Annotated in this window: 10 protein-coding genes; 6 read left to right on the forward strand and 4 right to left on the reverse strand. The window is 73.8% G+C overall.

The features are described 5' to 3' along the window. Positions 1–44 precede the first annotated feature (44 nt). Positions 45–518, forward strand: coding sequence for a hypothetical protein (locus AC068A_RS00300; protein ID WP_478578535.1), 474 nt, complete (start codon positions 45–47; stop codon positions 516–518). Between the two features lie 110 nt (positions 519–628). Here AC068A_RS00300 and AC068A_RS00305 read toward each other — a convergent pair whose 3' ends face one another. Together AC068A_RS00305 and AC068A_RS00310 are read right to left on the reverse strand one after the other, a co-directional pair. After that, the gene (locus tag AC068A_RS00305) at positions 629–1,525 is read right to left on the reverse strand and encodes a proline iminopeptidase-family hydrolase (RefSeq protein ID WP_478578538.1); all 897 of its coding nucleotides are present in this window, start codon (positions 1,523–1,525) and stop codon (positions 629–631) included. Between the two features lie 94 nt (positions 1,526–1,619). Continuing rightward, positions 1,620–2,081 (reverse strand): DUF6463 family protein, encoded by a 462-nt coding sequence (locus tag AC068A_RS00310; RefSeq protein WP_478578541.1) that lies wholly within the window; start codon positions 2,079–2,081, stop codon positions 1,620–1,622. A gap of 488 nt (positions 2,082–2,569) precedes the next feature. On the opposite strand from AC068A_RS00310, the gene AC068A_RS00315 reads away from it, so the two are divergent. The 4 genes from AC068A_RS00315 to AC068A_RS00330 are packed head-to-tail and all read left to right on the forward strand — an operon-like array spanning position 2,570 to position 5,728. Next, positions 2,570–3,040 (forward strand): hypothetical protein, encoded by a 471-nt coding sequence (locus AC068A_RS00315; RefSeq protein WP_478578543.1) that lies wholly within the window; start codon positions 2,570–2,572, stop codon positions 3,038–3,040. Then, the gene (locus AC068A_RS00320) at positions 3,037–4,335 is read left to right on the forward strand and encodes an MAB_1171c family putative transporter (protein WP_478578546.1); all 1,299 of its coding nucleotides are present in this window, start codon (positions 3,037–3,039) and stop codon (positions 4,333–4,335) included. Before AC068A_RS00315 ends, AC068A_RS00320 begins: the two co-directional genes overlap by 4 nt. Continuing rightward, positions 4,332–5,252: a DNA-binding protein gene (locus AC068A_RS00325; RefSeq protein ID WP_478578549.1), complete on the forward strand. Its 921-nt coding sequence runs from the start codon at positions 4,332–4,334 to the stop codon at positions 5,250–5,252. Before AC068A_RS00320 ends, AC068A_RS00325 begins: the two co-directional genes overlap by 4 nt. Before the next feature lie 11 nt (positions 5,253–5,263). Next, complete coding sequence (locus tag AC068A_RS00330; RefSeq protein WP_478578551.1) at positions 5,264–5,728, forward strand: DUF3574 domain-containing protein; 465 nt, start codon at positions 5,264–5,266, stop codon at positions 5,726–5,728. Between the two features lie 190 nt (positions 5,729–5,918). Here AC068A_RS00330 and AC068A_RS00335 read toward each other — a convergent pair whose 3' ends face one another. Both AC068A_RS00335 and AC068A_RS00340 read right to left on the reverse strand, forming a co-directional pair. Further along, positions 5,919–7,064, reverse strand: a complete 1,146-nt coding sequence (locus AC068A_RS00335) for an ABC transporter substrate-binding protein (protein ID WP_478578554.1) — start codon at positions 7,062–7,064, stop codon at positions 5,919–5,921. A gap of 123 nt (positions 7,065–7,187) precedes the next feature. After that, positions 7,188–9,854: a SpoIIE family protein phosphatase gene (locus AC068A_RS00340; RefSeq protein WP_478578555.1), complete on the reverse strand. Its 2,667-nt coding sequence runs from the start codon at positions 9,852–9,854 to the stop codon at positions 7,188–7,190. Positions 9,855–10,206: 352 nt separating this feature from the next. Here AC068A_RS00340 and AC068A_RS00345 point away from each other — a divergent pair, with 352 nt between their 5' ends. Beyond that, entirely contained in the window at positions 10,207–13,845 is a 3,639-nt protein-coding gene (locus tag AC068A_RS00345) for a hydantoinase B/oxoprolinase family protein (RefSeq protein ID WP_478578558.1), read from the forward strand. The last annotated feature ends 12 nt before the right edge of the window (positions 13,846–13,857 follow it).

Here is a 13,857-nt window from a genome sequence, read left to right on the forward strand (position 1 = left end):
CCCTCGGCAGTCCCCCGCCCCTCCCCAACCCCTGTGAGGCAGCCGTGCCCCCGACCTCCCGCCACCTCGCGGCCTGCGCCGTCCTGCCGGTGCTGTTCCTGTGCGGCGGCTGCGCCGGCGGGGGCACGGCCGACCCGCCGCGGGGCTCCGGCCCCGCCGCCGCGTCCGCGGCACCGCCCGCGAGCCCGACCGCCGCCCGCCCCGGCTCTTTCGAGGAGATAGCCGCCGTGCTCGGCTGCGCGCCCGAGATCACGGTCGATGCGGAGGAGCTCCGCGAGGGGGCGTGCGGCACGGGCCCGCAGGCGTACCGGATGGCCACCTTCTCCACCGAGGAGCGCCGCAGCGCCTGGCTGACGGAGGCCCGCATGTACGGCGGCACCTACCTCGTCGGCCCCCGCTGGGTCGTGACGGCCGCCACCCCCGAGGCCCTCGGCCCCCTGCGCGACCGGCTGGGCGGCACCATCGAATCCGCCCCCGCCCATGGCTCCTCCCCGCACGGGGGCCATCCGTCCCCGTGAGCCGGTCCGCCGGATCCCTGGTGGAAGCGGGCTCCCCTTGCGGGCCTGGTCCAGCCGGCACGGCGCCGCCCGTCGCCCGGCGGGGCGGGCGCGGTGCCCCGGCCGGCCGGCTACGGGTGCCGGGCGTCGCTCTCCACACGGGAGAGGAACGAGTCCAGCCCGGCCCGGTAGCGCTCGGGCTCCTCGACCATCGCCAGGTGCGCGCTCTCCTCGAAGACCATCCACTGGGCCCCGGGGATCCCCTCCACCAGGGGCTGGACGGCCGTCGGGGTGATCTCGTCGTACCGGCCCGTCGTGACCAGCACCGGCAGGTCGAGCTCGCCGAGGCGCGCGGTGACGTCCCAGTCCTTGAGCGTTCCCGTGACGTTCCACTCGGCGCCGAACATGGCCCCGTACAGGTCCGCGTTGACGGTGGCCAAGGCCTGCGCCACGTGCTCCGGGAGCGGCGTGACACGGCACACCCAGAGCTTGAAGAAGGAGGCCGCGGCCTCCTCGTACTCGGGGCTGCCGGTGGTCCCGGCGGCCTCGTGCCGGACGAGGGTCTCGCGCACCCCGGCCGGCAGGCGCTCCATCAGGCGCCGCACCTCGGAGGCGAGCAGCGGGACGCTCGCGCTGGTCCCGGCGAGGGTCAGGCTCGCCAGCCCCGGGGGGCGCCGGAGCGCGTACTCGAGGGCGAGCATGCCGCCCCAGGAGTGGCCGAGGAGGTGGACCCGGTCGAGCCCGATCCCGTCGCGGACGGCGCCGACCTCCTCGACGAAGGTTTCCGGGGTCCACTGCGCCGGGTTGTCGAGGGGATCCGACCGGCCGCAGCCCGCCTGGTCGTAGTAGACGACGGTGCGGCCTCGGGAGGTCAGGTCGTCCAGGTCGGTGAGGTAGCCGTGCGGCACCCCGGGCCCGCCGTGCAGCACCAGCAGCGGCGGCCGCCCCGGGTCGGCGGGCCGGGGCCCGGCGACCCGGTACCAGGTGCGCCGGCCCCTGAAGGACACGGTCCCTTCACTGATCTCCACGGTGCCTCCAGCCGCTCGGGGCCCCATCCTCGGCGCAGGCGGCCCCGGGCGCCCCGGCGACGCGCCGCCGCGGACCCCGGGCTCACCCCTGGTGTCACCCGCGGGCCGCCTCCGGCCGCGCCTGCCCGCGCCGCGCCGCGAGGACGACGAGCACCCCGGCGGCGGTCCCGGCGAAGTAGGGGGACGGCACCAGCAGGACGCCGCCCAGCGCACACCAGGCGGCGAGGCCCCAGCCGACCCAGGCGGGCACCGCCACCCCGCGCCCGGCGAGGTGCCACATCAGGCAGCCCAGCAGGACCAGGGGCACGGCGAAGCTCCCCGGGCCGGCCCAGAAGGTGACCGCGTTCTGGAGGGACCCCACCGTCGGGTCGGCGCCCCGGTCCGCGAGCGCCAGTGGGACGGCGGCCCAGATGCCGCGGTCCGCCCATCCGGCGATGTCCTCGCGGGCGGCGAACGCCAGCAGGGACAGGTGCCCGGCCCCCAGCCAGATCAGGATCCCGCTCGCCCAGCGGACCAGCCGCTTCCCGCTGTGGGTGGTCTTCGTCTGTCCCGGCACGGCTGGGCCCTCCCCGTTTCTATACGGCAACGTATAATCGATGTGTACGGTAGCGTACAACCCTGGCGTGATCAAGGGAGTCGGGTACCGGCGGCCCCGCGGCCGCCCGCGGTGATCCGGCCAATCCGGCCAGTCCGTCCGACCGCGGAGGCGTGCGCCCGGACCGCAGGAAGCGAGGCCGATCGGCCCGGGCCGGGTGTGCCACCCGCCGGGCCTCACCGGGCAATTGCCAGGCGTACTCCCGCCCGCGCCGGAAATCCGTCATGCGGTGCCGGAATTCCGCCCGTACCGCCCGAAGTCTCCTTGGCCGAATCGAACTCGCCCCGGACGGTGGCGAGTTGCCGCTGTGGCATCATGGCCGCGTCGTCTGCTCGGAGATGGGAATGAAGATACCTGGCGCAGGCTTACCGACTTCGGAGGGCAGACTGCTCAGACGCCGGCTCAAGCAGGTCCGCCGCACATGCGAGGCGCGGATCGCGGAGTGGGGCATGGAGCAGGGATTCGGCATCGACGAACTCCACCGGTATTTGTGCGCGCGGCGCGGACGTCCGATCCATCTGATTCCCACCTCATTCCCGGACCGCCACCTGTTCGGCATCTGGCTGAAGCTGGATGAATTCGACATCGTCGCCTTCGAGAAGTCGGCCTCCCCGGCGCACAAGGAACACATCATCGCCCACGAACTCGCCCACATCGCTTTCGACCACCAAGGCCCGGTCCAGCTGAGCCAGGACGACTCGAGCCGCCTGCTGTCCGACGTCGACCCGGGGGAGGTGCGCGGCCTGCTGATGCGCTCCCGCTACAGCGACGACGAGGAGCAGGAGGCGGAGACGCTGGCGTCGCTGCTGCTGTCCCGCGCCGGCCAGCGCTGGGTGGAGCCCGCCTGGCGCGTCCCGGCCGAAGCCGCCGACGTCGTGGCCCGGATCGAACTCGGCCTCGGCCGAACGGACCAGCCGTGACGGCGCTCTACACGGCCCTGGCGTGGATCTGCACCCTCGTCGGCCTCGCCGCGTTCGCCTACCGGCTGCCCGACCTGCGGCGCCGGCCCCGCGACACCGCCCTGTGGGCGCTGTGCGTGTACTTCCTCTGCTCCGGCATCAGCTTCCTCGTCGACCTGGACCTGATCCGGCTGAAGATCTCCGCCTTCGTCGGCCTGCCGAACATCACCTCCCTGATCACCCAGGTCGCGGTCGTGGTCCTGACCGCCGCACAGCAGGTCGTGCTCGTCCACTGGTCGGCGCCGCCCGCCGAGGCCCGCCGCAGGAGCCGCCGCCGCGTCCTGTTCTTCGCCGCGGCGCTCGCCGCACTGGTCGCGGCCTCCTTCCACGTCGGCCCGGTCGCCAAGTCCGAGACGGCCACCTCGACGATCCTGCTCAGCATCCAGGACGGCGGATACGCCCTCTACATGTCCGGCTACCTGCTGATCTGCGCCATCGGACAGTGGGAGACGGTACGGCTGTCCCTGCGCTTCACCCGCGTCGCCAACCGCCAGTGGCTCGTCGTCGGCATGCGCACGGTGACCGTCGGCGCGAGCCTCATCCTGGTCTACTGCGTGACCCGCGGCATCCAGATCGCCGGGACCCGGCTGCACTTCGACGGAGCCGCCCTCGACCCCGTCCAGTGGACCTGCGGCAGCGTCGGCGCCCTGCTCCAGGTCACCGGGTGGACCATCCCCTCCTGGGGCATCCACCTCACCCGGGCCCGCGGCTGGATCCGCAGCTACCACGCCTACCTCCGGCTCCGGCCCCTGTGGCAGGCCCTGCACCGGGCCACCCCCGACATCGCCCTCGACCCGCCCCGCTCCTGGCCGCGCGACCTGCTGCCGCCCCGAGACCCCCACTACAGCCTCTACCGGCGCGTGGTCGAGATCCGCGACGGCCAGCTGATGCTGCGCGCCTGCCTCCCCCAGGCCGAGTTCACCCGGGTCGCCCGCTCCCTCGGCCTGCCCGAGGACCCGACCACGCCCCTCGGCGAGGCCCTGCAGCTGCGGGCCGCCGTGGACCGCCCGACCGCCCCGCGCGCCGAGCCGTCCGAGCCCTCCGACATGCCGCACCGGCCCCCGTACGAGGACTTCCGCGCCGAAGTGGCCTGGCTGACCGAGGTGGCCGCCGCGTTCCGCGCCCTCGGCCGGACCGCCGGCGCTCCCCGCACCCGTACGCGCACGGGCGCCGGCAGCGGCACCGGCGGCACCGGCGGCACCGGCACGGACACCGACAGCGGCACCGGCACCGGTTCCCGGACCGCGGCCCGGTGAGCAGCGCCGCCCTCCGTACCGTCGAGCGGCTCGTGGCCCTGGACGCGGAACACGGCGCCACGGCCGCGGTCCCCGCCGCCCGGGCCGCCGTACGCGAATTCCCCGAACTCACCGCCGCCCCCGCCGGCCTGCCCGCCCGGCGCCGGGACCGCGACCGGCTGGCCGCCCTCGCCGAACTGTGCGAGGTCATCGGCTGGATCCTCTTCGACGCCGGCCGCTACGCGCCCGCCCACGCCGCCAACCGGCGGGCGCTGGACCTCGCCCACCTCGCCGGGGACCACTGGACCGCCCGCCTCGTCCACCTCAACCACGCCATGCTCCAGACCCACACCGGCCGGGCCCGGGCCGCCCTCGAGACCGTTTCCCGAGTGCCCGGCACGCGCCCGCTGCCCGCCAGGGTCCACAGCCTCACCCTGATCCGCCGGGCCCACGCGACCGCGCTGCTCGGCGCCTGCCGCGAACCCCTGGACCTCATCGACCGGGCCCGCAGCCGCTTCCTCGACGGGATCTCCCGCCACGACCCGCACTGGGCCTGGTGGATCGACGAGACCGAGCTGATCGGCCACCAGGGCTGGGTGCTGGCCCGGCTGGGCCGCTGGGACCGGGCCGTCCCGCTGCTGCACCGGGCGGCGACCGCCCCCGGCCCCTCGTACCGGCACCTGTTCACGGCGCAGCTGCTGTCCGCGCTGGCCGGCGCCGGCGCGTGGACCGAGGCCGAGCAGCTGATCGCCGACCTCGCCCCCCGCGCCGCCGGCATCGGCTCGGCCCGCACCACCGAAACCCTCGGCAGGACGGCCGGGGCACTGTGCCGCACCGCCGGGGTCCCCGCGCGCCTGCGCGACGCGGCCGTCCACCTGCGGGCCGCACTGCCCGCCGGTGCGCGCCGCGCCACCCCCACATCCCCGACCGAACGATAGGAAGCCCCTTCATGCGCCAGATCCGGATCCCGATGTCCGCGGCCGTCGCCGTGCTCGCCTCGGCCGCGTTCTTCGTCGCCTCCGGCAGCCCGGTCTCGGACGCCGCCCCGGCCGCACGCCAGGAGGCGGCCGCGGCGGAGCGCGGCCTCCCGTACGTCTCCACCCACCTGTACTTCGGGACGGGCCGGCACGGCGGCCAACCGCCCATCGGCGACGAGGAGTTCTCGAAGTTCGTCGCCGACGTGATCACCCCCCGCTTCCCCGCCGGCCTGACCCTCCAGGAGGCCCGCGGCCAGTGGCGCGACAAGGACGGGGACATCAACCGCGAGAAGTCCTGGGAACTCACCGTCCTCTACCCGGTCGCCGAATCCCGCGCCCGGGACCGCGACATCGAGTACATCCGCGCCCTCTACTGCCGCATGTACGGCCTCGAATCCGTCGGCCGAGCCGACGCCCGCGTCCACGCCGACTTCTGACCGCGCGGCGGTCCGGCTGCCGCCCCTGGCAGGACCCCCGGCCCGGCCAGGGGCGGCGGCCGCGCATTGCGGGCTGCTGCCCGAGCCCTTCCACCGGTGGGCCCGGTTCGCCTCCTGGTGCACCCGATCCGGCGCGGCGAACGGCGAACGGCTGCGGCACGGCGCACGCCCGGCACCGGGGCCCGGGCACTCAGCCCGAGACGGCCTTCGCCCACTCGCGGTTGACGGTCTTCCTCGCCTTCTCCGTCTGCGCCTCCGTCGGGAACGCCGGGGTGCCCTCGACCGTCGGCAGCTTCTCCGCGGCGGCTTCATCGAGGGTGCCGTCCTTCTTCATGGCGTCCATGAGGACGGGGCGCGCATGGGCGCCCAGCCGGAGGTTCTGGCCCTCCGGGCTGAAGAGGTACTCCTGCCACAGACGGGCCGCCGCGGGGTGCGGGGCGTCCTTGTTCACCCCTTCCGCGTAGTACTCGGCGAAGCTGCCGTCGAAGGGGATGGCGGTCCGCCAGTCGACGTCCGCGCCCTTCTTGCGGAAATCGTCGGCGTATCCGAGGTTGAGGAAGTCCCAGTCGATGCTGATCGGGGTCTGGCCCTTCTCGATCGTGGCCGATGAGGATTCGACCGGGATGAAGTTGCCGTTCTTGCTGAGCCCGGCGAAGAAGTCGATACCGGGCTGGATGTCGTCGAAGGAACCCCCGTTCGCCAGGGCCGCCGCATACACTCCGGCGAAGGCGGAGCCGGACTTGGTGGGGTTGCCGTTCAGCGCGACCTGGCCCTTGTACTCGGGCTTGCGCAGATCGGCGAAGGTCGAGGGGCAGGTCTTGACGCGCTTGGCGTCACAGCCGATGGAGACGTAGCCGCCGTAGTTGTTGTACCAGCGGGCCCGCGGATCCTTCTGCTCCTCGGGGATCTTGTCGTACGCGGCGACCTCGTACGGAGCGAGCAGGCCCTGCCGGGCCGCGGACTGCGCGAACGAGCCCCCCACGTCGATCGTGTCGGGGGCGCGGCCGTCGCGCCGGTGCTCCTTCAGGGCGTTGATCTCGTCCTGGCTGGTACCTTCCGGGTTCTCCACCGTGACCTTGATCCCGTACTTCTTTTCGAAGCCGTCGATCAGTGCGCCGTAGTTGGCCCAGTCGCTCGGGAGCGCGATCGCATTGAGGGCGCCCTCCTTCTTCGCCGCTGCGGTCAGGGCCGCCATACCGCCGGCGTCCGCGGCGGAGGTGGCCGCCGCGGGCGTTCTGGGTGCGGCCGTGGGCTCTTCTCCGCAGGCGCCGAGGGGCGCCGCCACAAGGGCCAGGAAGGCGGCGACGGAGGCTTTACGGAGGCGGGATGCGGGCACAAAGGCTCCATAACGGGCGGTCGCGTACCGATCGAGGCCAGCGTACGTTCGGCGGCCCCGGCAACGCAGTCCGAGCCGGTGGTGTCCGCCGCCTTCCCCGCGGCTCCCGCACCGGCGCCGCTCTCAGAGCGCCTCGTCGTCCCACGCGGCCAGGAGCGCCTCTCCCGGATCCGCCCCGGGCAGGGCCGCCCCGTCGTGGAGGGCCTGCTCGCTCCAGATGATCTTGCCGCGCGTGGTGTAGCGGGTGCCCCAGCGCTCGGCGAACTGCGCGACGAGGAACAGGCCGCGGCCGCCCTCGTCGGTGTCCTCGGCCCGGCGCAGGTGGGGGGAGGTGCTGGATCCGTCGGAGACCTCGCAGATCAGGCTGCGGTCGTGCAGCAGCCTCACCCGGATGGGCTCGCTGCCGTAGCGGATGGCGTTGGTGATCAGCTCGCTGAGGATGAGCTCCGTGGTGAAGGCGATCTCCTCCAGGCCCCAGTCGGCCAGCCGGCGGGAGCAGGCGTTGCGCACCGGGGACACCGCCGCGGGGTCGGGGGGCACGTCCCACTCGGCGATCCGCGCGGGATCCAGCCGGCGGGTACGGGCCACCAGCAGCGCGATGTCGTCGCTGGGCCTGGCGGGCAGCATCGCGTCGATCACCGCGGTGCAGGTGTCCTCCGGGGTGCGGGCGGGCCCGGACAGGGCGGCACGCAGCGCTGCCAGGCCCGCGTCCGGATCGCGGTCGCGGCTCTCGATCAGCCCGTCGGTGAAGAGCGCCAGCAGGGAGCCCTCGGGCAGGGTGAGCGACGTGGTCTCCACGGGCAGCCCCGCGCCCAGGCCCAGCGGCGGGGAGACCGGCACCTCGGGGAAGGACACGGTGCCGTCGGGGCGGACCAGAGCGGGGCTCGGATGGCCGGCGGTGGCGGCCGTCACCTGCCCCGAGACGGGATCGTAGACGGCGCACAGGCAGGTGGCTCCGGTGATCCCCTGCCACTCCTGCTGGTCGGCGTCGATGTGGGCGACCAGCTCGTCCAGGTGGCTCAGGAGCTCGTCCGGGGGCAGGTCGAGGGTGGAGAAGTTGTACACGGCGGTGCGCAGGCGGCCCATGGTGGCGGCGGCGTGCAGCCCGTGGCCGACGACGTCGCCGACGACCAGGGCCACCCGGGCCCCGGGCAGCGGAATGACGTCGAACCAGTCACCGCTCACACCGGCCTGGGCGGCCAGATAGCGGTGCGCGACCTCGACGGCGGACTGCTCCGGCACGCCCCGTGGCAGCAGGCTGCGCTGCAGGGTGACGGCCATGGTGTGCTCGCGGGTGTAGCGGCGGGCATTGTCGACGGACACCGCCGCCCGGGCGGTCAGCTCCTCGGCGAAGGACACGTCCTCCTCGTCGAACGGCGGAGAGTCCTGTGCCCGCCAGTAGCCGGCCATGCCCAGCACCACTCCCCGGGCCCGCAGGGGCACGGCGATCATGGAGTGGATGCCGCGGTCCAGGATCCGCCGGGCGTTGGCCGGGTCCTGGTTCCGCCAGCCGTGGGTGGCGCGCAGGTCCGCCTCCAGGACGGCACGGCCGTCGGCCAGCCCGGTGGCCATGGGGCTGTCGGGAACGAACCGGATCAGCCTGCCGACGGGGTACAGCGGGTGGTCGCCCTGAAGCCCGACGGCGGCGGTGCGGCGCATCTCGGTGCTCGTTTCGGGTGGCTCCTCGCCGCGCAGCACCGGGTCCAGCAGGTCGACCGTGACCACGTCGGCGAACCGCGGGGCCGCCACCTCCGCCAGCTCCTCCGCAGTGCGCTCCACGTTCAGCGTCGTTCCCACCCGCACCCCCGCGTCGTAGAGCAGCTTCAGCCGCTCGCGGGCCACCTCCGCCCTGCCGGAGAGTGCCATCAGCTCGGTGGTGTCGCGCAGCGTGACGACGGTTCCGGCCTGCCCGTAGGGGGCGGTGGGCCGGATGTTCACCGCCAGCAGCCGATCGGCCGCCATGTGCACCTCGTCGGTCGCGGAACGACCCGATGCGATCGGCTCGGCGATCCCCTCCTCCAGACCCAGGTCCGCGACGGGGCGGCCCTCCGCGTCCGCCGGCAGCTCCAGCAGCCGCCGCGCCTCGTCATTGGCCAGCAGCAGCCGTCCGCCGCCGCCGACGATCAGCACGCCCTCCCGCACCGCGTGCAGCACCGCGTCGTGGTGCTCGTACATCCTCGTCATCTCGGCCGGCCCCAGGCCGTGGGTCCGGCGCAGCAGCCGGCGGCTCACCAGAGCCGTTCCACCCGCGGACAGGGCGAGTACGACGGCTGCGCTGCCGAGGACGACCGGCAGCTGCCGGTTCACCATGCTCTGCACGTTCTGGACCGTGACCGGGGAGGAGACGATGGCGATGACGCGGCCCGCGGGGTCCTTGACGGGCACCACCGAGACGACGGACTGCCCCAGGGACCCTTCGAACGTCTCGGTGAAGGACGCGCCGGCCGCCGCCTTGGAGAAGGGGCCGACGACGTGTTTCCCGATCTGCTTCGGATTGCTGTGGGTGAGGGTGACCCCGTCGAGCGTGTACACGTTGATGCCGTCGACCCCGGCGATCTTCCGCGCCGCCTCCGCGCTCGGCTGCAGCACCGCGCTCGGATGGGCGCTGCGCAGGGCCGCGACGATCCCGGGGGATTCCGCGAACGTTCCGGCGGCGGCGAGCGTACGGTGCCGGGCGTCCAGCATGGCGGCGCTCCGGGCCTGCACCACGAGCGCCACCACCGCGGCGACGACGAGAAGCACCACGACGGCCAGCTGCAGGAGGAACACCTCGCCGGCCACGCTGCGCACGCTCAGGAGGGAGGACAGCCGCTGCGGCCGCGGCGCCCTTTCCCCCGGGGGCCGGGCGTGTTCCTGATGTTCCTGGTGGTGTCCTGAGCCGGGACGCCGAGGGGGAGACGGGGAACCCGCGGTCGAGCCGGGCCGTCGACGCCAGAAATGCTCCGGGAAGTCGCGCATAGTCCATTTTCTAACGGGGACGGCTGCCACATCGACCCGAAGGCGCGTCCGTCCGGTGGGAGGCCCGTCCGGCCGCAGGGCCGGCCGTGCGTGGCAACCCCGCACCCCGGCCCCACAGGGGCCATGCTGGAAGCCGCCGGCGGCGGCCCGCCGGCGCAGCAGGCACGGGAAGGAGAAGGCGCGCATGCCCTCCAGCACCCGCTCCGGTGTGCAGTTCTGGATCGACCGGGGCGGCACGTTCACGGACGTGGTGGCACGCCTGCCGGACGGGCGCCTGCGGAGCCTCAAGCTCCTCTCCGAGATACCGGACCGCTACCAGGACGCGGCCATCGAGGGCATCAGGACGCTGCTGGGACTGCCCCCGGGCGAGCCGATCCCCGCCGAGGCGGTGCACAGCGTGCGCATGGGAACGACCGTGGCGACCAATGCCCTGCTGGAGCACACCGGCGAACGCACGCTCCTCGTCATCACCCGGGGTTTCCGCGACGCCCTGCGGATCGGCTACCAGAACCGCCCGCACCTCTTCGCCCGCGAGATCGTACTGCCCGAGGCCCTGTACGAGCGCGTGGTCGAGGTCGACGAGCGTGTCACCGCCGAGGGTGAGGTCCTTCGCCCGCCCGACCTCGATGCCCTCGCCGCCGAACTGCGGCGCGCGTACGACGACGGTGTCCGCGCTGTCGCCGTGGTCTGCCTGCACAGCGCCCTGCACCCGGCGCACGAGCACGCGATCGGGGAGCTCGCCGCCGGCCTCGGCTTCCCCCAGATTTCCCTCTCCTGCGCCACGGGGCGGCTCACCCGGCTCGTCCCACGCGGTGACACCGCCGTCGTCGACGCATACCTCTCCCCGGTCCTGCGGCGGTACGTGCGCCGGGTGGCGCGGGAGCTCGACGGCATCCGGCTGCTGTTCATGCAGTCCAACGGGGGGCTGGCCGCGGCGGGACACTTCCGGGGCAAGGACGCCGTGCTCTCGGGCCCGGCCGGCGGCATCGTCGGGATGGCCCGGCTGTCGCAGCAGGCCGGGCATGACCGCGTCGTCGGTTTCGACATGGGCGGCACCTCCACCGATGTCTCGCACTTCGCCGGCGAGTTCGAGCGGGTGTCGGTCTCCCAGGTCGCCGGGGTCCGCCTCCAGGCGCCGATGCTGGACATCCACACCGTGGCCGCCGGCGGCGGCTCCGTCCTGCGCTTCGACGGCGGCCGCTATCGCGTCGGCCCCGACTCCGCCGGCGCGCACCCCGGCCCCGCCTGCTACCGCGCCGGCGGCCCGCTGACCGTGACCGACGCCAACGTGATGCTCGGGCGCATCTCCCCCGCCCACTTCCCTCGCGTCTTCGGCCCCGGCGGGGACCAGCCGCTGGACGACGGGCTCGTCCGGCGGGAGTTCGCCGCACTGGCCACCCGCATCCACGAGGCCTCCGGCGACCGGCGGACCCCGGAGGAGGTGGCCGAGGGCTTCCTCCAGGTCGCCGTCGCCAACGTGGCCGCCGCGGTCAAACGCATCTCCGTACAGCGCGGTCACGACATCCGGGGCTATGCCCTGACGACCTTCGGCGGGGCCGGCGGCCAGCACGCCTGCGCCGTTGCGGACTCGCTCGGCATCCGGACCGTGCTGGTGCCGCCCCTGGCCGGGGTGCTGTCCGCGCTCGGCATCGGCCTCGCGGACGTGACGACCGTACGCGAACGGTCCGTCGAACTCCCCTTGGCCGAAGCGAACATGGCGGTGATCGACGCCACCGCAGACGAACTCGAAGCCGCCGCCCGTGCGGTGCTGCACGACGAGGAGGTTCCCGACGCCTCCGTCCGTGTCACGCGGACCGCTCGGCTGCGCTACGACGGCACCGACACACCGGTCACGGTGCAGCTGGCCGGAGCCGCCGCCATGGAAGGGGAGTTCGCGCAGCGCCACCGTGCCCTCTACTCGTTCCTGCTCGACCGGCCCGTGTCCGTCGACTCCCTCTCCGTCGAGGCCCGGGGGCTGACACCGCAGCCCGACCTCCGCCACCTCCTCACCCCGGGGACGGCGTACGAGGACGTGGCTGCCCCCACCACGCGCCTCTACACCGACGGGGCCTGGCGGGCCGTCCCGCTCCGTGAACGTGAGCGGCTGGGGCCGGGCGCGGTGGTCCGCGGGCCCGCTGTGATCACCGAGGCGAACGCCACCACCGTCGTGGACGGCGGATGGGAAGCCACCGTTGCCGAGCTCGGCCACCTGCGCATGGAACGGGTGGCCGCCCCCGACACCGTGGACGTGGCGACCCGCGCCGACCCCGTCATGCTGGAGATTTTCAACAGCCAGTTCGTCTCCGTCGCCGAGCAGATGGGCGCCCGCCTCGCGGCCACCGCCCAGTCCGTCAACATCAAGGAGCGGCTGGACTTCTCCTGTGCCCTGTTCGACCCGGAGGGCAACCTCGTCGCCAACGCGCCCCACATCCCGGTCCACCTGGGCTCCATGGGGACCGCCGTCCGGGAGATCGTCCACCGGCGCGCCGGGACCATGCGCCCGGGCGACGCCTACGCGGTCAACGACCCGTACCACGGTGGCACCCACCTGCCCGACATCACCGTGATCAGCCCGGTGTTCGGGGAGCGCGGGACCGCCCACGAGGACCGGATCCTGTTCTTCGTCGCCTCCCGCGGCCACCACGCGGAGATCGGCGGCCTGACCCCCGGATCCATGCCGGCCGGCAGCCGCCGCATCGACGAGGAGGGCGTCCTGTTCGACAACTGGCTGCTGGTCCAGGACGGCCGGATGCGCGAGGACGAGACCCTGGCCCTCCTCAGCGAGGCCCCTTACCCCTCCCGCGCTCCCGCCACCAACCTCGCGGACCTGCGGGCCCAGATCGCCGCCAACGCCAAGGGCGTCGAGGAAGTGGACCGGATGATCCGCCACTTCGGTCTCGACGTGGTGCAGGCGTACATGCGGCACGTCCAGGACAATGCCGAGGGCGCGGTCCGCCAGGCCCTCGACACCCTCGCCGACGGGGAGTACCGCTACGAGACCGACTCCGGCGCCATGATCGCCGTCCGCGTCACCGTCGACCGCGAACAGCGTTCCGCGACCATCGACTTCACCGGCACCTCGCCCCAGCTCGATGCGAACTTCAACGCCCCGACCGCGGTCGTCACGGCCGCCGTGCTGTACGTCTTCCGCACGCTGATCGCCCAGGACATCCCCCTGAACGACGGCTGCCTGCGGCCGCTGCGCATCATCGCCCCGCCCGGCTCGATGATCGCACCCGAAGCGCCCGCCGCCATCGCCGCGGGCAACGTCGAGACCTCCCAGGCAGTCACCGGGGCCCTCTACGCGGCCCTCGGCGCCCAGGCGGAGGGCAGCGGCACCATGAACAACGTCACCTTCGGCAACGAGCACCACCAGTACTACGAGACGGTCGCCTCGGGCGCGGGGGCCGGGCCCGGCTTCCACGGGGCCTCGGCGGTGCAGACGCACATGACGAACTCCCGCCTGACCGACCCGGAGGTGCTGGAGCTGCGCCTGCCGGTCCTCGTCGAGGAGTTCTCGGTACGCGCCGCCAGCGGCGGAGCGGGCCGCTGGCACGGCGGCGACGGCGTGGTGCGCCGGATCCGTTTCCGGGAGCCGATGACGGTCAGCGTGCTGTCCGGGCACCGGCGCGTACCGCCGTACGGAATGGCGGGAGGGGAGCCGGGCGCGCTCGGTGCCCACCACGTCGAGCGGGCGGACGGCACTGTCGTGGCGATGGCGGGCTGCGACTCCGTGGAGGTGCGCCCCGGGGACGTGTTCGTCCTGCACACCCCCGGCGGCGGTGGCTACGGCAGTGCGGACGCCGGCCCCGCAGGGACCTGACGGCCCCGGCCG

The sequence above is a fragment of the Streptomyces sp. NPDC043854 genome, from assembly GCF_056436005.1.